A 19,164-nucleotide genomic window follows, 5' to 3' on the forward strand; every position below is an offset into this window, starting at 1 on the left:
TTACAATTTATAAAACACGAATCTAACTAAAAAATACAATTTATACTAATAGACTTTTACTCCCTTGAAAGTTCTTCTCTTATCTGATCTTTTTACATGAATCCATTCTGGCCATGTTGATACATCTTCGGCATCATAAATTCGCAATTTCTGATTGGCATCTTCCACCAATAAATCTTCTGGTCTGCAATTCAAAATTGAGGCCGCCGCCATGACTCCTGAATGCGTTGCGCCACCAACTCCGTGTGAAAGCGTGCTTGCCCCACAAAGAAACAGATTCTCTATTTCGGATTTATTTTTATAAGAAAAAGGGCCCACCTGATTTAATGTTTTTTCCGTTCCATAGACATTCCCTTTAGTAGAATTAATGTAAAACTCATTCGTTTTTGGCGTCCCTAATTCGGCCTGAACTATATTTTGTTTGGCATTAGGAATAACTTTTTCGATATTGTTCATCAATTTACTGATGACTTTCTCTTTGAAGATGGTATAGCTTTCATCATGATACTCTTCCAAAGCATTGAATTCTTTGATATTATCATAATTCACATACGTTACCACTTCAAAATTATGGTATCTCCCGTTGAAACTTACCGGGTCTTTCATGGTCGTGCAACTAATAAACACCGCAGGAAATGAATCGCCTTCAGTACAATCATTGCTCATTAAATCTTCAAAATTTGCGTCGTCATGCTCATCTTTCATCATCCAGATGTTTCCAGAATCAATCCCATATTGAGTAACATCCATATCTAAAGTCAAGAATAAAATCAATGAGGTAACCGAGTATTTTGTTTTCTCCAATTTTTCAAACAAGCTTTTGCTCAAATGCGTTTTCCCAATCAAATTGAGATAAGTAATGGACGGATCGGCATTGGAAACAATATTTTTAGCCCAAATTTTTTGGCCACTTTTTAATTGAACTCCAACTGCTTTTTTGTTTTCAATAATAATTTTTTCGACAGCTTGCTTTACTCGCACTTCGCCACCGTATTTTTTAATTCCGTTGGTCATTGCTTTTACAATGCCACCACCACCGCCCATAGGATAAAATCCACCATCAAAATAGTGGCTCATCACAGAGCAATGTACCGGAAAACAAGCTCGCTTTGGCGAAAGCCCGTGATCCCCACATTGAATATTTAAAACGGCTTTCAACAAAGGGTCCTTTATATGCCAACCAATTACTTTTTTTAAAGGAAACAAAGCAAATTTCCCGAAGTGTTTGGTTCGAAAAGGAACAGTGATTTTTTGCCAAAACCCTTTCAATTTAGGGATTAATTGCAATTCATGACTCACTCTTTGCACCAGAGTTAAATATTCTGTGATGTTTTTTTTTTCCTTTGGAAAACGAGAAATAAGCACTTCCTTTAAATTCTCAACTCCGGCAGGCAGATCGAAAGTTTCATTGTTAATCAAACAATGCTCGTAGGCATTTTTATTCATTCGAAAAAACACCATGTCGTTTGCAATGCCCAAACCACGATAAAGTTCGTGTGTGGATTGTCCTTCGTCAAGAAGCCCAACATAATGCACGCCCGGGCTAAATCGTTGACCGTTCAAAGTAAAACTATGACTCCAACCTCCAGGAACATAATGTTGTTCGAGAACCAAAACTCTTTGTCCCGCACGCGTTAAACAAATTGCCGTAGCTAAACCGCCAACACCAGAACCGATAATAATTGTGTCAAATTCTTCCATATTTTATTTTGAGGCTCTGCTAAAATACAAAATAGATGAAATGAATACTGCATTTATAGTTCAAACTTTATTTTTTGTGATGATTTCCGAGTTTGTTCCAAAAATCAAAATAATTGAACCATTGCAACGGATATTTTTCAAGCATCGATTCGACACTTGCCACATAGGCTTTCAGCACTCCTTTTTCGTCTCGATGCTTTACTTGGGCTTCTCTGGCATATAAATGATAATGCAAATTGGCTTCTTTCATCACATAAACAAAAACTACTGGAACTTTTAATCTGGAAGCAATAAGAAATGGTCCGGCAGGAAAATTAGCTTCCTCGCCTAATAAATTTTCCGACAATGATTTTACGCCTTCAAAATAGCGGTCGCCTGTAAAACAAATCAATTCGTTTTTTGCCAAAGCGGCATTGATTTCATAAATATGCGACAGATCTTCTTTGATGATAATGAATTTGATATTTGATTTTTTGGTGATGCTCTCCAGATAGTTTTTAATTGTAGTATGTTCTAAATCAGTAGTGACTAGATTAATTTGAAAATCAATATCGATTTCGCCAAAAAAATGTTCGGCTATCTCAAAATTACCGATATGGGCACTGATGAGAACGCCTCCTTTTTTTTCGGATAAAAGTTTTTTTAAGATTTCAATTCCATCAAATTCGTAGGTGAATTTATTTCGCATTCCAGCTGAAATGGAAATTTTGTCAATAATAGTCTGCCCAAAAGTATAGTAACTCCTGAAAACCATTTGTTTGGATTTTAAATAGGAATAGCCCAGTCTTTCTTTGAAATAATAAAAGACGGCTCGGTTGCTTTTTTTGAGAAAAAGAAAATAATAAGTAGCAACAAAATAAAGGATAAAGTAGGCCGATTGGATTCCTACTTTTTTTATAAAAAAAACGAAAATTTTATAGCCTAAAAGTGTTCCTTTAGATTTCCCCTCCCATTGACTCATTTTATTTAGACTTCTTAGATTATTGGATTTTTAGATCTCTTGGCTTTTAAGATACAATTATTCTACACTAATATGGATTATAAATTCACACAATCTTGACGAACCCTCTTTTGGATAGTGTTGAGAAAGGATAAATTAAAATGGACTAATGCAAAAACAGAGTGATTCGATAAAAATCTAAGAAGTCTGAAAATCTATTTTAGCTTTTAGTTTGTTCTCAATTAAGTCATAAAAACTTTGAAAAGAGGCTATTCCCACGAAATCAACCTCAACTAATTTCACGCCAAAATTAGATTCTACAGAAACAACTAAATCCACATAATCTAAACTATCTAACCCTAAAGTATCTTTCAAATTTGCTTCTGGCTGAATATCATCGACATCAACCTCAAACTCATCAACTAAAAATCCATTTATTCTCTCAACTATTTCTTCTTTATTCATCTTTTATTTAAACTTTTTAACCACTAATGCCGAATTTGTCCCTCCAAATCCGAAGGAATTCGACAAAAATATATCAATTTTTTTATTTAAAGTCGCTTTAACTAAATTTAATTTTTTTGAATCTTCATCTGGATTTTCCAAATTGATATTGGGTGCAATAAAATCATTTTGCATCATTAGAATCGAATAAATAACTTCGCTTGCTCCTGCCATCCAACATTCGTGGCCCGTCATTGATTTTGTGGAACTTACATGTGGGTTGCTTTCTCCAAAAATTTCAAAAATAGCTTTGGCTTCATTACCATCACCAACAGGTGTTGATGTAGCATGCGCATTTATATAATCAATATCGCCTGGTTTTAGTCCAGCTTCATCTAATGCTCTTTGCATGGCTGTTGATGGCCCCTCAACATTTGGTGTAGAAATATGCCCGCCATTGGATGAAAATCCGTAACCCACAACTTCAGCAACAATAGTCGCACCTCGCTTTATAGCCGATTCATAACTCTCTAAAATTAAAGTGGCAGCACCCCCACTTGGAACCAAACCATCACGGGCGGCATCAAAAGGCCTGGAGGCTTTTGCCGGTTCATCTTCGCTGGGAGAAAAAACACCCAAACCATCAAAACTGCTCATGGCATATTTGTTGATTTCCTGTGCGCCTCCACAAATTACGATGTCTTGAAATCCGCTTTTTATTAAAAAATAAGCCAGCCCTATCGAATGTGAGCCGCTTGCGCAAGCAGCGCTAATAGTAAGATTGATGCCTTTTAATTTAAAAATCGTAGACAAATTCATCGTTACCGTTGAATTCATCGATTTGAAAATCGCACCCGAACCTATTAATGCGGTATCTTTTTTATTTCTAATAATATCCGTAGCTTCAATAACTGCCTTTGAAACACTATCATTTCCATACATGATCCCTACCTCATTTCCATCAAAAAATGCATCATCAATATTGGCCTCTTTCAAAGCCTCGATTGTTGCTAAATAAGCATATTCTGTTTCTTCGCCAAGACTTATTCTTTGTCTCCTGGAAAGCAAATTTTTTAAATCTGGTTTTGGAACCATTCCTGTTAAGGCAGAGCGAAAACCGAATTCTTTTCGTTCGGGATCAATAACAATTCCTGATTTCCCATTATATAAGGAGTCTTTTACTTCGTCTAACGATGTTCCTATACACGAGTAAATTCCCATTCCTGTGATGACAACTCTTCTGTTCATTCTCTTTAAAGTAACTTTTATGAATAAATTCCTCCGTTTATATTGATAATTTCCCCTGTAATATAACTTGCTTTTTTCGAAACGAGAAAACTAACTAAATCCGCCACTTCTTCGGCTTCTCCAAAACGATTCACGGGAACTAATTTTATTAATTCTTTTTCGTCCAATTGGCTTGTCATGTCGGTCCTAATAAACCCGGGAGCAACGGCGTTTACAGTAATATTCCGTTTGGCTACTTCCTGTGCCAATGCTTTGGTTGCGGCAACAACGGCACCTTTTGCAGCCGAATAATTAGTTTGCCCCGGAGTTCCTTTTACACCTGAAACAGATACCATATTTACTATTCGTCCATATTTGTTACGCAACATTTTTTGGATAAAAAAATTGGTCACATTAAAAAAACCATTCAAACTGGTATTAACAACGCTGGTCCAGTCCTCGGGACTCATCCACATAAACAAACCGTCTTTTGTAATTCCGGCGTTATTTACAATCACCTCAACAATTGCCTCTGGATTTACATCCTGCCATTGTGTTAGTTTATTTTTCACTTCTTCAAAATCCGAAACATTAAACTGAATAATTTCCCCAGTTGCTCCCCTTTTTATCACCTCCTCTAGTGTTTTTTCGGCGGCTTCTTTATTAGCTTGATAATTAATCAAAATATGATATTGACTGTCTTCGGCTAATTTTTGACAAATTGCACTGCCAATTCCTCTTGAACCACCAGTAACTAATGCACATTTCATGATTATTCGTTTTTATAATTTGACATCAAATAATCCTTTACTTTTTGAATAAATGGATACATGACCTGATCTTCTTTAAATTGAGGAATAATAGCCCTTACATCATCATACATTTTTCTGGTAACCGAAGAAATTTTATCTTTTTGCTCTAATGCATCTATGGCTTGAACAATAGTAATCAACTCAATAGCCAATACTTCGAAAGAATTCTCAATCACTTTTGCGGTAATTACAGCCGCATTTGTTCCCATACTTACAATGTCCTGATTGTCATTATTATTAGGAATACTGTGAATGTACATTGGATTAGACAACATTTGATTTTCCGCAGTGGTTGAAGTCGCTGTAAACTGAACTCCTTGCATTCCGAAATTAAATCCTAAAGTTCCAAGATTTACAAACGGGGGAAGAATTTCATTGATTTTTGAATTCAGTAAATAATTCAACTGGCGCTCGGCAAGCATCGTTAATTTGGTAATCACAATCTTTAATTTATCCATTTCCAAAGAAATATAATCCCCATGAAAATTTCCTCCATGATATACATGTTGATTTTTCACATCAATAATTGGATTGTCGTTAGCCGAGTTAAATTCGTCTTCCAGAATTGAAGCAACATTATTTATGGTTTCTAAAACGGGTCCTAGAATTTGGGGAACACAACGCAACGAATAATATTCCTGTACTTTTTCTTTAAATATATCTTCGGTATTTTCGCCTGAATACAAATGATCCTCTCTTTTTCTGATTAAAGTGCTATCAGAAAGGTTCTGTCTCATTCTTGCTGCCACTTCTTGTTGTCCTTTATGACGTTTGGTTTGGTTTAATTCTTCCGAAAAATGATCGTCATACGCTTGAACTATTTCATTAATCGCACAAGAACATTTTAGCGACCAATCTAATAATTTATTTGCATGATGCACATTAACAACCCCAATTCCTGTCATTACAGACGTTCCGTTTATTAATGCTAAACCTTCTCTTATTTCTACCTGAATGGGTTTCAGATTTTCTATCTCAAAAACTTCTTGGGTTGCTCTTCTTTCTCCTTTGTAAAAGACTTCGCCTTCGCCAATCAAGACTAATGCCAGGTGTGATAATTGTACCAAATCACCACTTGCACCAACGCCGCCATGTTCAAAAATCAACGGTGTAATGTCTCTGTTTATCAACTCAGCCATCAACTGAATTACCGAAGAATGAATCCCTGAATTCCCTAAAGAAAGGGTATTTAATCGTGCCAAAATAGCTGCTTTTACACAAATGGCACTCATCGGTTTTCCTGTTCCCGAAGAATGGCTTCTAATTAAATTATATTGTAACTGGATTCGATCTTCGTCCTTAATACGGTATTGAGCCATCGGCCCAAAACCTGTATTTACACCATAAATCACTTTGTTTTCAGAGAATTTTTTTAAAAAATTAAAACTTTCATTTACTCTGTTTAAAACAAGTTCGCTTATTGCTATTTTATTATTTCCAAAAATAATAGATTCAAATTCTTTTAAACTTAAATATTCATTTATAGTGTCCATGCAAGCCTTTTTGATTATTCTAAATTAGTTTTTTTTATTAAAATAAATGTAGTTATTTTGACGGTGGCAAATGTAGGAAATAATCAATAATAATATAAAATTATGTTAAAGGAGTTTGTTGATGTATTAATCATAGGTGCCGGTCCTTCAGGATGCGTTTCGGCCTCACATCTTCATAATAACAATATCAAGGTGAAAGTTGTGGAAAAAACAAGATTCCCAAGACTTGTTGTAGGCGAAAGTTTAATTCCCCGTGTGATGGATCATTTTGCAGAAGCAGGATTATTTGAGAGTCTTGACGCGATGAATTTTGAAAAAAAATTAGGCGCAAGATTCATTCGTGGGGAAGAAATTTGCGTTTTTGATTTTAGCAATAAATTTTCCGAAGGCTGGGATTGGACTTGGCAGGTGCCAAGAGCTGATTTTGACAATACGATGGCGCAAGAAGTAGTACGAAAAGGAATTGATTTAGAATTTGAATCGGAAGTTGTTTCCGTATCCTTTGAAGGAAAAAACTCCAAGACCATTGTAAAAGACAAAAACGGAAATCTAAAAGAAATTCATGCCAAGTTCATTATAGATTCAAGTGGTTACGGTCGGGTTTTACCGCGCCTTTTAGATTTGGATACTCCTTCAAAATTAGATCCGCATTCCTCTATTTTTACGCATGTAAAAGACAGTAACAGACCCGAAGGCGAAGAAGGAACATTGATTTCTTTTGATGTTTTAGAAACCGAAGTATGGTTATGGGTGATTCCTTTTTCTAATGGAAATACCAGTTTAGGCGTTGTTGGACCAACTGATTTTATCAATTCCCTATCCGAAAACAGAAATAATGCTGAAGCATTGAAAAACGCTATTCAGCTTTCTGACTATTACATAAAAAGATTTGGCGGGGTTGATTTCTTGTTTGAACCGGTGAAATTGGAAAATTACTCTCGTTCTGTAAAACAAATGTATGGCGATGGTTTTGCTCTAACAGGCAATAGTTCGGAGTTTTTGGATCCCGTTTTCTCTTCCGGTGTTGCTTTTGCTACAGAATCTGGGATGCTTGCCGCTAAACTTTTTATAAAAGAATCGCAAGGAATTACCGTAGATTGGGAAGAAGAATTTACGGCATATATGAAAAGAGGCATTAACGTTTTTACCACTTATGTAAAAGAATGGTACACCGGGAATCTACAAACCCTGTTTTTTCATCAACCTGAAAACCCAGAGGTGAAACGAAAAATTTGTGCTGTTCTTGCCGGTTATGTTTGGGATGAGACGAATCCGTTTGTAAAGAAACACGATAATGTCATTAAGAATATGGCGCATGTAATAACCCTTGAAAAGGAGCAAAAAAACAAAAACCCTAATTAATTATTAGGGTTTTTGTTTAATGAATTATTTATACGCTTTTTTCAATACCATTTTTGCTAAAGATTTTGCTGTTTTAGCAAACCCTTCGCCAATTCTAGATTCATTACTAAAGTTACTTCCATATTGATCTCCGGGAGCTTCTTGGCTAGAGATTTCTAATAAAACATTTGATTTATCGCTCGTCTCCACAAATTTTAATAAGGTCGAAACTTTTGCAGGTTGTTTCATTACCATTGCATCCCAACCTGGATAGATCCAAACGGTCTCTACAATTAAAGTGTATTTTGCCGTTATTAATTCTTCCTGAAAACTAACTTCTTTTTTATCTTTTACAAAAACAACATTCATTAATTCTAAAAATTTCGGGCTCCAGATTAACTCTTTGCTTGCATTCCATTTTTTCATCCAAATATTACCAACTCCTTTAGTTTTCTCATTTAATTCTTTCGTTCGGTCTTCAATATATTGCGCTTCGGTTTTTTTCTCTTTCATTAAAGTCATTTTACTGTAATCAAATTCAACGTTGATTTCCTTTTGATCTTTCAGGAAATCAAAATTTCCTTTTACAACATCAATGTCTTGTGCCGTCATCATTGACGAAACGAATAATACTGCTACTACTAATTTTTTCATTTACTTGATTTTTTTTGTTTTGTGTAAAAAAACTTACACGTAAAAATATATAATTTTAATTAAATTAAAAATAAAAAAACGCATTATTCATTATATCCTATACCTCCTTTGATGCTGATTAACTTTGAATTATATTTGCAGATTAATTGTCGCCGTTTGCGATGGTGCGTGAGGGATAGAAGCGGCATCCTTTTGTGTAGCTTGCGAAACAAAAGATATAGCGGATAGCCCGACATTGCTGGAACGATAGAGGAAGCAAAGGCACGTCCTAAAAAAATAGATACTAATAGAAGATGAAACATATACGTAATTTTTGCATTATTGCACATATTGACCACGGAAAAAGCACGCTTGCTGACCGATTACTAGGCGCAACACAAACTGTTACCGCTCGTGAAGAAAAAGCGCAATTGCTTGACAACATGGACTTGGAGCGCGAACGTGGGATTACGATTAAGAGTCACGCGATTCAAATGGAATACACTTATAAAGGACAAGAATACATCCTGAATTTGATTGATACTCCTGGACACGTGGATTTTTCGTATGAAGTTTCTCGATCCATTGCGGCTTGTGAAGGCGCACTTTTGATTGTAGATGCAGCACAAAGTATACAGGCACAAACGATTTCAAATTTATATTTGGCTTTGGAGAATGACTTAGAAATTATTCCAGTTTTGAATAAAGTGGATTTACCGAGTGCGAATCCTGAGGAAGTAAGTGACGATATTATTGATTTACTCGGATGTAAGTTGGAAGATATTATTCACGCTTCGGGTAAAACGGGTTTTGGTGTTGAAAATATATTGGCAGCGATTATCGAAAAAATTCCGCCTCCATCAGGAAATGTTGACGAACCATTACAAGCATTGATTTTTGACTCGCATTACAATCCGTTTCGAGGAATCGAAGTTATTTTCCGTGTGAAAAACGGACAGATCAAAAAAGGGCAAAAGATTAAATTCATGGCTACTGGCAATGAATATTTTGCAGATGAAATTGGTACTTTGAAATTAAACCAAGTTCCAAAACAAGTAATTTCAGCAGGTGATGTTGGGTATTTGATTTCTGGAATTAAAGAAGCAAAGGAAGTAAAAGTAGGAGATACGTTGACAGATGCAAAAACGCCAACAACAAATATAATTAAAGGTTTTGAAGATGTGAAACCAATGGTTTTTGCTGGAATTTATCCCGTAGACACCGAAGATTATGAGGAGTTGAGAAACTCGATGGAAAAACTGCAATTGAATGATGCTTCATTGGTATTTTTACCGGAAAGCTCGGCAGCTTTGGGATTTGGTTTCCGTTGTGGATTCCTGGGAATGTTGCACATGGAGATTATCCAGGAGCGTTTGGAGAGAGAATTTAACATGACCGTTATTACTACCGTTCCCAATGTTTCGTATTTGGCTTACACCAAAAAAGATCCTACAACACCACTTATAGTAAACAATCCTACGGACTTGCCGGAGCCATCTCGTTTAGACCACGTTGAAGAACCTTTTATTAAAGCAACTATCATCACTAAATCCGATTATGTTGGAAATGTAATGAGTTTGTGTATCGAAAAACGTGGATTAATTACCAATCAAACGTATTTGACTACGGAACGTGTAGAGTTGACTTTTGATATGCCGTTAGCAGAGATTGTATTTGATTTTTACGACCGTTTAAAAACAGTTTCTAAAGGATATGCCTCGTTTGATTATACGCCAATTGGAATGCGAACTTCCAATTTGGTTAAAGTTGACATCTTATTGAACGCAACGATTGTTGATGCTTTATCATCCTTGATGCATGCCGATAATGCCTATTCGATTGGTAAAAAAATGTGTGAAAAACTGAAAGAATTAATTCCGCGTCAACAATTTGACATTCCTGTTCAAGCGGCAATTGGTGTGAAAGTAATTTCTCGTGAAACGATAAAAGCGTTGCGTAAAGACGTTACTGCCAAATGTTATGGTGGAGATATTTCCCGTAAACGTAAATTATTGGAAAAACAGAAAAAAGGTAAAAAACGGATGAGGCTTGTAGGGAATGTCGAAATTCCACAAGAAGCATTTATGGCGGTTTTGAAGTTGAATGATTAGTATTTTTGAGTATTAAAATTTAAGTACAAAGTATTAAGATAGAATCCTGATGATGAAAATTGTCAGGGTTTTTTGTTTTTACATACAGTATCGTAATGACGCACGATGTAGAGACGCACTGCAGCGTCTCTACCAAACAACTAAAAATATTTATTTATCCTTCAACCATTCAAACAATCGTTTCGCATCTTCCGGTTTAAACAATTGGGTACCTTCGTTCATCGTTGCTGCAGATCCACAAGCGACTCCCCAACGAATTACTTCTTTCATGCTTTTATTTTGCGAAAGCGCCCAAACCATTCCACCCACCATGCTGTCACCAGCACCTACAGTGCTTTTTTTGGCTACATTAGGAGCCGGTACAAACTCGTAATTATCTTTTGTAACTAATACTGCGCCTTGTGGACCAAGTGAAACAACAACAATTTCTGCACCACCTTTGGCAATTATTTGTTTTGCGGCTTCGTTTACTTCTTCCAGTTCCAATCGTTCCACGCCTATTAATTTTGCGAGTTCCCCAACATTGGGCTTGATCATATAAACACCAATTTCCAACGCTTTTTTTAATGATTCACCAGAGGTGTCAACAATTAACTTAGCATTTGATTTTTTTGCGATTTCTGCGATTTTTTGATAAAAATCTGTAGACAAACCTTCATTTAAACTGCCACTGGCTACTAAGAATTTCGGCTTTAAAGCAGCTATTGTCTCTAATATTCTATTGCTTTCTTCTGCAGTAATTTTTCCGCCAGTAAATCCAAATCGGTATTGTGAATTAGTGTTGTCATCCACAGCGACAAAACTTTCTCTTGTCCAAGTTTGGACTTCGATTGCTTTAAATTCAACTGATTCTTTATTAACCAATTCCTCAAGTATTTTACCCATTGGCCCGCCAGAAGTAAATACCGCTAAAGAAGTTCCTCCTAGACGAGCGATTGCCTTAGACACATTGATTCCTCCTCCTCCCGCATCAAAGCGTGGTTCATCACACCGTATTTTTTGTTCTGGGACTAATCCTTTAAAATGAGTGCTTTTATCTAACGCAGGATTAACTGTAAGCGTAACTATATCAAATGTCTTCATTTTTATAAATTTTACTACTCTAAAGGTCGGATAAAATTCATAAAAATTGATACAATTCACGGCGAATATTTCTTCGTATATTTGCACTTCAAAACAAATAAAATAATGATCGAAGATAAAAACCCACAACGCACAAGTATTGCTCAATTAGGAGAATTTGGATTGATAGACCATTTGACAAAAAACTTTGAAATCAACCAACCTTCAACTTTGAAAGGAATTGGGGATGATGCTGCCGTTTTGGATTTTAAAGACAAAAAAGTAATCGTTTCTACTGATTTGTTGATAGAAGGTGTGCATTTCGATTTGGCATATATGCCCCTAAAACATTTAGGCTACAAAGCAGTCGTTGTTAATGTTTCTGACATTTGCGCCATGAATGCAAAGCCAACACAAATCACGGTTTCCATTGCAGTATCTAATCGTTTTCCTTTGGAAGCATTAGATGAATTATTTGCAGGAATTACCCATGCAGCCCGTGAATATAACGTAGATGTTATAGGTGGAGATACGACTTCATCACAAAAAGGATTGATTATTAGTATTACAGCCATTGGCGAAGCTGATGAAGAAGAAATCGTTTATAGAAATGGCGCCAAACAAACTGATTTATTAGTGGTTACCGGAGATATTGGAGCTGCTTACATGGGATTACAAGTTTTAGAAAGAGAAAAGCAAGTGTTTCAGGTGAATCCAAATTCACAACCTGATTTAGATGCCTATACGTATTTAATCGAACGTCAATTGAAGCCTGAAGCACGTAAAGACGTTAGAACTTTATTGCACGCTTTAGAAATAAAACCAACTTCAATGATTGATATTTCGGATGGATTGTCATCAGAAATTATGCATTTGTGTAAGCAGTCTAAAGTGGGTTGCAATTTATATGAAGACAAGTTACCCATTGATCCACAATTCATTAATGTTTGTGAAGAATTCAACATCGACAGTACAACAGTTGCAATAAATGGTGGTGAAGATTATGAATTGCTTTTCACCATTGCCATGGAGGATTTTGAAAAAATAAAAGGGAATCCAAATTTCACTATTATTGGCCACATGACACAAGAAAGTGAAGGGATTCATTTAGTTACTCGTGCCAACACCAAAATTGCATTAAAAGCACGCGGTTGGGATGCTTTAACACAATAAAACTTCTTTAAAAACAAAAAAAGACACTTTTAAGGTGTCGTTTTTTTGTTTGAGTAAATTTAGAAAAGTAAGCCTTTGTTTTTTGCCTCTCGGACTAAGTCAATATCACTACCGTCTTCTATCTTTAGTAATTCTTTTAATTTTATCTTTCTTCTCTCAATTGCTCCTAATGAAATTGGAATGTATTGTGGGATATCACTCAGCTTAGTTCCCTTTGAAATATGAAATAAAATTTCTTTATCAAATTGATCAATTTCTATACTATCTAACTCGGATTGGTTTAGCATTTTCAGAACCGACTGACTATAATATTTTTCATTTTTTATAACTTTATCGAACGCAAAAAGTAATTCGTCAAATGTTAAATCATTTTTTATAACCAGCCCACTAGGATTTATAGTTTTTATAATAGTTTTTATCTTTAATAATTCTGTATACATGGTAAGCAAAATTATTTTACAGTTTGGCATAAATTCCGATATCAACCTTGCCAAATCCTCGCCATTATAAATACCTTTTTCTTCATAAGAAGGCATACTAATATCTAAAAAAGCTATATCAAAAACTATAGTATCTGGGTTTGTAATGATATTATATGCCGATTCACAATCTTTGGCCTGACTAATTAAAAATTCAAATTCTTGAGGATTATATCTTGTAATCGCATTTTTGTATCCTTCAATAATAAAAGGGTGATCATCAACGATTAATATATTATTTTTAGTTGTTGTCTTTACATCTGAGGCAATTGTCATTTCTATGTAAGTATTTGTTTGTTTTCAAATGGAACTGCGATCGTAATAATTGTTCCATTCCCTTTTTTTGATTTTATGTCAACCGTTCCATTGCATTCTATGGTGCGAGATTGTATATTTTGCAAACCAATGCCCTTTTTTGATTTATTTACATCAAATCCATTACCATCATCACTTATGGTTAAAAATAAATCATCCTCAATTTTTTTAAGTTCTACTTTAATAGTATTTGCTTCAGCATACTTATTAATGTTTTGAAGTGACTCTTGAATAATTCTGTATAAATTTATTTTAATCGAATTGCTTAACAACTCCCATTTTATGGATCTGTCAATACTTGTAAATAACTTAGGTTTGAATGTCTTTTTCTGTTCTTCAAGTAAATTATCTACAATAGCAACGAAGTTATTAATTAATTCTGATTTTTCTCTATTTAAATCATGGGAAATTTCACGAATATCCTGTTCAATACTTTTCAACTCTGTTAAGTAGTTGTTTCTTTTTTCAACAGCAGTTCCGTCGTGAATTTTATTTAGACTATCTAAGTTCATTCGAATACCAAACATTCTCCCCAAAACTCCATCGTGCAATTCCTGAGCCACTCTTTTTTTCTCTTTAATTCTAATCCCTTCAATGGTATTCTGTTGCGAAATCATCAAATTATAGATTTCCTCATTTGCTTCTTGCTGCTGTTGTTTGAATAGTAACTCTCTATTTTTAGTTTTTTGAGCTTTAATTACAAAAATAAATAATCCCAACATCGCTAATCCACTGAAAATAAAAACTAAATTCCTGTTTTGAACCTCAAGATTAGTATTCTCATCTTTTATTTTATCAGTTTCATACTCTATTCGTGAGAATTTCTCTCCCATTTTTCGTTCCGCTTTTTGCAAACTATCATTAATGTGAATGTATTCTTTGTTATAAACAGCCGCTTTTTTAGGTTCTATAATGGCTAATTGCTTAAGGGAAGCCAAGACATTTTGGGAATTCTTGGAACTCTGGGCTGTTGCAAGTGCTTCTTTGGAATATTCCATCGCTCTTAGCGTATCCCCTTTTGATGCAAAATATTCCGATAAATGGATTTTGTTGAGAATAATTCCAGCGGTCAGTTGCAAACTATCTCTCAGCTTCAGTGATTGATAAAACAGCTCAGGCAACCCCTTAGATTCTTTCAGTTTGAATTTTGAATATGCCAAATTATCTAACAACATGGCATATACGAAAGGCTTATCACTAATTAGATTTTTTTGTTCCAATCCTTGTTCAAAATATTTTTTTGCCTCTTTGTACTTGTTCATGTTTTGATACACATACCCCAGATTGTTCAATGAGGTAGCTCTCGACTGAAATACCGATGGTAAAACTGTTTCATCTATATTGGCTAAGGCTTTGGTATGGTATTCCAAAGCCCTGTCATATTCTTCCCGTTCATTGTAAACTATCCCTAAAAGGTTGTAGGAGTCATATACAACATCGATTGCCTTTCCTCCTTTTATAGCTCTAAGGGCATTGAATACGGCTAACTCGCTACCCATAAAATCACCTTCGATATATTGTAAATTTGCTTTATTAAATAATGTTTTAGCCAAATTGTAATTATCCTGGAGAGGACGGTATATCTTTTCGGCCTTGGAATAGTACAGGAAGGCACTATCCGAAACAGCTTGTGAACTATAGTAATCCCCTAAATAAACATAGCCTTTGGCCATGTTCACGGAATCCTTACTGCTTTTGGAATTTTCCAAAACAAGATGTACTGTCTCTTTGTAGCCTTTCCAATCACCCATATTATAATACCGATTGGCTACCCTGAACAATTTTACCTTATTCATCGAATCGTTGGGCTGACTGATAATAATAACAAATGCCTTTTTATTATATTCTTGCTTTTTGAGGAGCGATAGGCTGTTGTCTTTTGCAAAGGATAGATAAGAAGTGATACTATCCTCGGGGGAACCAACGGTAGCAATTACTTTGCCTTTCTTGACACAACCAGAGCAAACCAAGAGCAACAGCAAAAATATATAGTACGAATTTTTCAATAGTTTCATTTGAATTTCATCAAAAATAGTAAAATAAAACTATTGCCATAAAAAAAAGACCATCAAATATTTGATGGCCAGATTCTTTTTTATAAATTAAATCTAATTGAAGACGATTGGTTTAGTCCACTTTTTGATTCCCTCCTGATGCTTGCCCACCGGTCAAATCCACTTTCTGGTTTCCTCCTGATGCTTGACCACCAGTCAAATCCACTTTCTGGTTTCCTCCTGATGCTTGACCACCAGTCAAATCCACTTTCTGGTTTCCTCCTGATGCTTGACCACCAGTCAAATCCACTTTCTGGTTTCCTCCTGATGCTTGCCCGCCAGTCAAATTAACTGTATTACCACCACCTCTTAATACATTAGTTTTTTCTGGTGTAGTAAAAGATGTCAATATCATCACTAAAGAGAATAATCCGATTGTTAAGATTGCTTTTTTCATAATTTGGGGTTTTTTATGTTGTTGTTTTGTTTTATCTTGTTTTTGGAACCACATTTGTGTGAGATTCTTTTGTAAAACTACAGAGACAACTTCAGAAATTCCTACAAAAAAAGACGTTTATGGTAGAATACAGCCGTTTGATAGTGAATGACCCTCAAATTAAAGTGAATGACTGTTTTTTAAATTTCCAGATAATTTCCGTTGGAAAAGTCAGAGATAACAAGGTCGATATTTACCTTATAGGATTTGGAGAACGGAAGTTTCACAGTGCTATTTTTAATATAACACACTGAATTTCCGCTATGAATTCTAGAAATATAATTACGGTTGACTATATAACTGTTATGAATTCTAATAAAAGGAAAAGACAAGACGCCTTCGAAATGTTTCAATGTTTTGAAAGCGGTTATCATTTCACCATTATTCAGGTATATATCCGTAGAATTATTATCAGCTTGGAAATAGCAAATATCTTTGGCAGCAATGTATCTGTAATCCCCATAGGATTTTATACACAGAATAAGAGATTGATCTTGATTTGATACTTCTTGTCTGGCAAAAACTGCTGGTTCTTCATCAGCAACTAATGATTGTTCTAAAAAGACTTCTTTTGGAACAATTGATTTATTCAATTTTAAAACTGATTTTATAAAATCTATCCGTGCCAGTGGTTTTATTAAATAATCGGAAACCTCATATTTTATAGCATCAAAAGCTAAATCTTTCCTAGCCGTTGTAATGATAATTTTAGGAATCACTTTCAAATACCTGTGCAGCTCATTAATAAGAGCCAACGACAAATTACTGGCGGGATTAACTGGGTCAATTTCCAGAAAAACTATTTGCGGAGTGTGTTCTAATATGAGATTTAAACCCTCTTCATAATTATTAGCTGATGCTACAAAATCGAGCTCTGAAAAACTATCAGCCATGGCTTTTGTTTTCAAAACACTTTCTTGATCGTCGTCAATAATAATGTACGAATAATTCATCAATGGTTTTTCCTGGAATTGTTAGCATTACATTATATGTCCAAAGTAAAATATACTTTAAATTATTAAGTAATAATGGTAGTTTTGGGAAACTAGTTAAACAAAAAACTCTTATTTAACATTCTAAAAATAAGCATTTAACCTTTTTTTCATATATGTTGTTAATATGTTTTTGACAAATGTTGACACATTAAGATGAAGTGCAAATAAATCCGATGAAGAGCGTAAATCTGTATTGTAAAAGAAACTAATAAATCCGTTCATTCTAATTAATTGTACCTCACAAAAATCATTTGATACTATCCTAAAAGCAAAAAGCCTTCCTATTCGGAAAGCTTTTCTTATATAAAAAATATTTGATTACATTTTCATCAACCAGTTTTTCATTGAAACTTCATTTTCAATAATTGATTTCAAGTCTGCAATGTTTACACGATCTTGTTTCATTGTATCTCTATGACGAATCGTTACCGTTTGATCTTCGATAGTTTGATGATCTACGGTAATGCAAAAAGGAGTTCCTAAGGCATCTTGTCTTCTGTAACGTCTCCCTACCGCATCTTTTTCATCATACGCCACATTGAAATCCCAACGCAAATCGTCAATTATTTTATGTGCGATTTCTGGTAATCCGTCTTTTTTAACCAATGGTAAAATTGCCGCTTTTGTAGGAGCCAAAACTGAAGGTAATTTCAGCACTGTTCTTGTGGAACCATCTTCTAACGTTTCTTCTTTTAATGAAGTTGCAAAAACAGCCAAGAACATTCTATCTAATCCTACTGAAGTTTCCACTACATAAGGAACATAATTCTGGTTTAATTCAGCATCAAAATACTGTAATTTTCTACCAGAGAACTGTTCGTGTGCTTTCAAATCAAAATCAGTACGAGAGTGAATTCCTTCCAATTCTTTGAATCCAAAAGGGAAATTAAATTCAATATCAGCAGCAGCATTTGCATAATGTGCTAATTTTTCGTGATCGTGAAAACGGTAATTTTCCTTTCCTAAACCAAGTGACAAGTGCCAATTTAGTCTAGCTGTTTTCCAATGTTCGTACCATCTCATTTCATCGCCTGGACGTACAAAAAACTGCATTTCCATTTGTTCAAACTCACGCATACGGAAAATAAATTGTCTCGCAACAATTTCGTTTCTGAACGCTTTTCCAGTTTGTGCAATTCCAAAAGGAACTTTCATTCTTCCTGATTTTTGTACATTCAAGAAGTTAACAAAAATACCTTGCGCCGTTTCCGGACGCAAATATAAATCCATTGCTGAATCGGCCGAAGCTCCTAATTTAGTACCGAACATCAAGTTGAATTGACGGACTTCAGTCCAGTTTCTGGAACCCGATTCCGGGCAAGCAATTTCTAGTTCTTCGATTAATGCTTTTACATCTTCCAAATCTTCATTACCTAAAGAACGTGCCATTCTTTCCAGAATTTCCCTTTCTTTGGCTTTGTACTCCATAACTCGGGCATTTGTAGTTACAAATTCCTGTTCGTTGAAAGCATCACCAAAACGAGCACGCGCTTTTTCGATTTCTTTGATTGCTTTTTGATTTAACTTTTCGGCATAATCTTCAATCAAAACATCGGCTCTATATCTTCTTTTCGAATCTTTATTGTCAATCAATGGATCATTGAAAGCGTCTACGTGACCTGATGCTTTCCAAGTGGTTGGGTGCATCAAAATTGCCGCGTCAAGGCCAACAATATTATCGTTCATTTGAACCATTGCTTTCCACCAATATTCGCGTATGTTCTTTTTTAATTCTACTCCGTTTTGTGCATAATCATAGACTGCACTTAAACCATCGTATATTTCGCTTGACGGAAAAATAAATCCATATTCTTTCGCGTGCGAAATTACATTCTTAAATAAATCTTCTTGTTTTGCCATAGTATTGCAAAAATATAAAAAGTGAACTTAAAAAAAAGAAAATTGTTAAAGATTGAAGCATTGATTTGTCTATTTTTATAAATAAATC

16 protein-coding genes are annotated in these 19,164 nt (G+C 34.9%); 3 read left to right on the forward strand and 13 right to left on the reverse strand.

The features are described from left to right. Positions 1 to 45 precede the first annotated feature (45 nt). The 6 genes from E0H99_RS01465 to hutH form a co-directional block, all read right to left on the reverse strand. Entirely contained in the window at positions 46 to 1,701 is a 1,656-nt protein-coding gene (locus E0H99_RS01465; RefSeq protein ID WP_131990478.1) for a phytoene desaturase family protein, read from the reverse strand. A 67-nt stretch (positions 1,702 to 1,768) separates the two neighbouring features. After that, complete coding sequence (locus tag E0H99_RS01470; RefSeq protein WP_131990480.1) at positions 1,769 to 2,662, reverse strand: lipid A biosynthesis acyltransferase; 894 nt, start codon at positions 2,660 to 2,662, stop codon at positions 1,769 to 1,771. Positions 2,663 to 2,839: 177 nt separating this feature from the next. Next, positions 2,840 to 3,106 (reverse strand): acyl carrier protein, encoded by a 267-nt coding sequence (locus E0H99_RS01475; RefSeq protein ID WP_131990482.1) that lies wholly within the window; start codon positions 3,104 to 3,106, stop codon positions 2,840 to 2,842. Positions 3,107 to 3,109: 3 nt separating this feature from the next. Next, complete coding sequence (locus E0H99_RS01480; protein WP_131990484.1) at positions 3,110 to 4,333, reverse strand: beta-ketoacyl-[acyl-carrier-protein] synthase family protein; 1,224 nt, start codon at positions 4,331 to 4,333, stop codon at positions 3,110 to 3,112. Between the two features lie 17 nt (positions 4,334 to 4,350). Continuing rightward, a complete protein-coding gene (fabG, locus tag E0H99_RS01485; RefSeq protein WP_131990486.1) occupies positions 4,351 to 5,082 on the reverse strand; it encodes a 3-oxoacyl-ACP reductase FabG in 732 nt (243 codons plus the stop codon). A 2-nt stretch (positions 5,083 to 5,084) separates the two neighbouring features. After that, on the reverse strand, positions 5,085 to 6,617 hold the full coding sequence (gene hutH, locus E0H99_RS01490; protein ID WP_131990488.1) for a histidine ammonia-lyase: 1,533 nt from the start codon (positions 6,615 to 6,617) through the stop codon (positions 5,085 to 5,087). A gap of 102 nt (positions 6,618 to 6,719) precedes the next feature. Between hutH and E0H99_RS01495 the strand changes: the two genes are divergently transcribed. After that, positions 6,720 to 7,979 (forward strand): NAD(P)/FAD-dependent oxidoreductase, encoded by a 1,260-nt coding sequence (locus E0H99_RS01495; protein ID WP_131990490.1) that lies wholly within the window; start codon positions 6,720 to 6,722, stop codon positions 7,977 to 7,979. Between the two features lie 24 nt (positions 7,980 to 8,003). Here E0H99_RS01495 and E0H99_RS01500 read toward each other — a convergent pair whose 3' ends face one another. Continuing rightward, positions 8,004 to 8,612: a hypothetical protein gene (locus E0H99_RS01500; RefSeq protein ID WP_131990492.1), complete on the reverse strand. Its 609-nt coding sequence runs from the start codon at positions 8,610 to 8,612 to the stop codon at positions 8,004 to 8,006. A gap of 293 nt (positions 8,613 to 8,905) precedes the next feature. On the opposite strand from E0H99_RS01500, the gene lepA reads away from it, so the two are divergent. Then, the gene (gene lepA / locus E0H99_RS01505; protein ID WP_131990494.1) at positions 8,906 to 10,702 is read left to right on the forward strand and encodes a translation elongation factor 4; all 1,797 of its coding nucleotides are present in this window, start codon (positions 8,906 to 8,908) and stop codon (positions 10,700 to 10,702) included. A gap of 150 nt (positions 10,703 to 10,852) precedes the next feature. Here the strand turns inward: lepA and E0H99_RS01510 are convergent, their stop codons facing one another. Beyond that, positions 10,853 to 11,785 (reverse strand): 1-phosphofructokinase family hexose kinase, encoded by a 933-nt coding sequence (locus E0H99_RS01510; protein WP_131990496.1) that lies wholly within the window; start codon positions 11,783 to 11,785, stop codon positions 10,853 to 10,855. A 105-nt stretch (positions 11,786 to 11,890) separates the two neighbouring features. On the opposite strand from E0H99_RS01510, the gene thiL reads away from it, so the two are divergent. Further along, positions 11,891 to 12,937 carry a thiamine-phosphate kinase gene (gene thiL / locus E0H99_RS01515; protein WP_131990498.1) on the forward strand — a complete coding sequence of 349 codons (1,047 nt, stop codon included), beginning with the start codon at positions 11,891 to 11,893 and terminating at the stop codon, positions 12,935 to 12,937. Between the two features lie 59 nt (positions 12,938 to 12,996). Here the strand turns inward: thiL and E0H99_RS01520 are convergent, their stop codons facing one another. From E0H99_RS01520 to E0H99_RS01540, 5 genes are all read right to left on the reverse strand, one after another. After that, positions 12,997 to 13,692 (reverse strand): response regulator, encoded by a 696-nt coding sequence (locus E0H99_RS01520; protein WP_131990500.1) that lies wholly within the window; start codon positions 13,690 to 13,692, stop codon positions 12,997 to 12,999. A gap of 2 nt (positions 13,693 to 13,694) precedes the next feature. Beyond that, positions 13,695 to 15,746 (reverse strand): tetratricopeptide repeat protein, encoded by a 2,052-nt coding sequence (locus E0H99_RS01525; RefSeq protein ID WP_131990502.1) that lies wholly within the window; start codon positions 15,744 to 15,746, stop codon positions 13,695 to 13,697. Between the two features lie 112 nt (positions 15,747 to 15,858). Next, positions 15,859 to 16,182 carry a 3-oxoacyl-ACP reductase gene (locus E0H99_RS01530; RefSeq protein ID WP_131990504.1) on the reverse strand — a complete coding sequence of 108 codons (324 nt, stop codon included), beginning with the start codon at positions 16,180 to 16,182 and terminating at the stop codon, positions 15,859 to 15,861. A 179-nt stretch (positions 16,183 to 16,361) separates the two neighbouring features. Further along, on the reverse strand, positions 16,362 to 17,174 hold the full coding sequence (locus E0H99_RS01535) for a LytR/AlgR family response regulator transcription factor (RefSeq protein ID WP_131990506.1): 813 nt from the start codon (positions 17,172 to 17,174) through the stop codon (positions 16,362 to 16,364). Between the two features lie 360 nt (positions 17,175 to 17,534). Continuing rightward, complete coding sequence (locus E0H99_RS01540; RefSeq protein ID WP_131990508.1) at positions 17,535 to 19,076, reverse strand: glycine--tRNA ligase; 1,542 nt, start codon at positions 19,074 to 19,076, stop codon at positions 17,535 to 17,537. Positions 19,077 to 19,164: the final 88 nt, after the last annotated feature.

Origin of the sequence: Flavobacterium sp. GT3P67 (assembly GCF_004349155.1) — a bacterium.
In the GTDB taxonomy this organism is placed as follows: domain Bacteria; phylum Bacteroidota; class Bacteroidia; order Flavobacteriales; family Flavobacteriaceae; genus Flavobacterium; species Flavobacterium ranwuense.

What these genes read in the sequence shown, in the direction of transcription:
- E0H99_RS01465 (WP_131990478.1), bottom strand. Translation starts at nt 1,701, where the DNA reads ATGGAAGAATTTGACACAATTATTATCGGTTCTGGTGTTGGCGGTTTA.
- E0H99_RS01470 (WP_131990480.1), bottom strand. Translation starts at nt 2,662, where the DNA reads ATGAGTCAATGGGAGGGGAAATCTAAAGGAACACTTTTAGGCTATAAA.
- E0H99_RS01475 (WP_131990482.1), bottom strand. Translation starts at nt 3,106, where the DNA reads ATGAATAAAGAAGAAATAGTTGAGAGAATAAATGGATTTTTAGTTGAT.
- E0H99_RS01480 (WP_131990484.1), bottom strand. Translation starts at nt 4,333, where the DNA reads ATGAACAGAAGAGTTGTCATCACAGGAATGGGAATTTACTCGTGTATA.
- fabG (WP_131990486.1), bottom strand. Translation starts at nt 5,082, where the DNA reads ATGAAATGTGCATTAGTTACTGGTGGTTCAAGAGGAATTGGCAGTGCA.
- hutH (WP_131990488.1), bottom strand. Translation starts at nt 6,617, where the DNA reads ATGGACACTATAAATGAATATTTAAGTTTAAAAGAATTTGAATCTATT.
- E0H99_RS01495 (WP_131990490.1), top strand. Translation starts at nt 6,720, where the DNA reads ATGTTAAAGGAGTTTGTTGATGTATTAATCATAGGTGCCGGTCCTTCA.
- E0H99_RS01500 (WP_131990492.1), bottom strand. Translation starts at nt 8,612, where the DNA reads ATGAAAAAATTAGTAGTAGCAGTATTATTCGTTTCGTCAATGATGACG.
- lepA (WP_131990494.1), top strand. Translation starts at nt 8,906, where the DNA reads ATGAAACATATACGTAATTTTTGCATTATTGCACATATTGACCACGGA.
- E0H99_RS01510 (WP_131990496.1), bottom strand. Translation starts at nt 11,785, where the DNA reads ATGAAGACATTTGATATAGTTACGCTTACAGTTAATCCTGCGTTAGAT.
- thiL (WP_131990498.1), top strand. Translation starts at nt 11,891, where the DNA reads ATGATCGAAGATAAAAACCCACAACGCACAAGTATTGCTCAATTAGGA.
- E0H99_RS01520 (WP_131990500.1), bottom strand. Translation starts at nt 13,692, where the DNA reads ATGACAATTGCCTCAGATGTAAAGACAACAACTAAAAATAATATATTA.
- E0H99_RS01525 (WP_131990502.1), bottom strand. Translation starts at nt 15,746, where the DNA reads ATGAAACTATTGAAAAATTCGTACTATATATTTTTGCTGTTGCTCTTG.
- E0H99_RS01530 (WP_131990504.1), bottom strand. Translation starts at nt 16,182, where the DNA reads ATGAAAAAAGCAATCTTAACAATCGGATTATTCTCTTTAGTGATGATA.
- E0H99_RS01535 (WP_131990506.1), bottom strand. Translation starts at nt 17,174, where the DNA reads ATGAATTATTCGTACATTATTATTGACGACGATCAAGAAAGTGTTTTG.
- E0H99_RS01540 (WP_131990508.1), bottom strand. Translation starts at nt 19,076, where the DNA reads ATGGCAAAACAAGAAGATTTATTTAAGAATGTAATTTCGCACGCGAAA.